We start from the raw sequence: 510 nt of genomic DNA on the forward strand, positions 1-510 counted from the left end.
GAGCAGAAATACCTTAATAGGCTTGTAGCTCAGGTGGTTAGAGCGCACCCCTGATAAGGGTGAGGTCGGTGGTTCAAGTCCACTCAGGCCTACCAATTCCTTCCTCCTCTTCGTTGTCGCCATGTCTCGTTTGCACAAGCAAACTTCGCATGACTCCGCCTTGATGAGAAAGTGATTGGCTGACTCATCTGACTGATGAGTAATTAAGGTATCTGTAAGTGACTGTATGGGGCTATAGCTCAGCTGGGAGAGCGCCTGCCTTGCACGCAGGAGGTCAGCGGTTCGATCCCGCTTAGCTCCACCATTACCGTACAGCCCCTAAATAATACTTCAGAGTGTATTGGAAACAGTATGCTGCGAAGTATTTTGCTCTTTAACAATCTGGAACAAGCTGAAAATTGAAAGTTTACAGCTGAACATCACTCTCCGTAGAAGTACTGAGTGGTGGATTAGTCTGTAACAGAGTCTCTCAAATAATCGCAGCGCGATGGTGGAAACACCTTCGGGTTG

General features: G+C 47.8%; 2 tRNA genes. Both read left to right on the top strand.

The window, feature by feature from the left end:
• Positions 1–18 precede the first annotated feature (18 nt).
• A tRNA-Ile gene (locus ACM615_RS23765) sits at positions 19–95 on the top strand.
• Positions 96–228: 133 nt separating this feature from the next.
• Positions 229–304: transfer RNA gene (locus ACM615_RS23770), tRNA-Ala, on the top strand.
• Positions 305–510 lie beyond the last annotated feature (206 nt).

The sequence above is a fragment of the Rahnella sp. PAMC25617 genome (genome assembly GCF_050606005.1).
GTDB classification, from domain to species: domain Bacteria; phylum Pseudomonadota; class Gammaproteobacteria; order Enterobacterales; family Enterobacteriaceae; genus Rahnella; species Rahnella variigena.